The organism is Shewanella sp. CAL98-MNA-CIBAN-0140, assembly GCF_040309905.1.
Classification (GTDB): domain Bacteria; phylum Pseudomonadota; class Gammaproteobacteria; order Enterobacterales; family Shewanellaceae; genus Shewanella; species Shewanella psychromarinicola.
In genome coordinates, this window is the sequence record NZ_JBEOPI010000289.1 from 1 (window position 1) to 237 (window position 237).

Annotated in this window: 1 protein-coding gene; it reads right to left on the reverse strand. The window is 42.6% G+C overall.

Annotation, left to right across the window (positions count from 1 at the left end):
* Positions 1-232: ATP-dependent Clp protease adaptor ClpS (locus tag AAEY93_RS21110; protein WP_351079711.1), on the reverse strand; the 232-nt coding region annotated here is incomplete at its 3' end.
* Between the last annotated feature and the right edge of the window lie 5 nt (positions 233-237).

A 237-nucleotide genomic window follows, 5' to 3' on the forward strand; every position in this document is an offset into this window, starting at 1 on the left:
GCGCTAAGCTATTGACCTTTTTGGCTTTTGTTTCAGCAATATCTTTAGGATAGATACCGGCTATTCCTTTACTAGTATTATGAATCGTCAACATGATTTGTACCGCAGAATCGACGTTATGCTTAAACTCTGATTGCAGCACATAGACCACAAACTCCATAGGCGTATAGTTGTCATTGTACATCACCACCGCATACATAGGCGGCTTAGCGACCTCAGGCTCAGCCACCAATACAT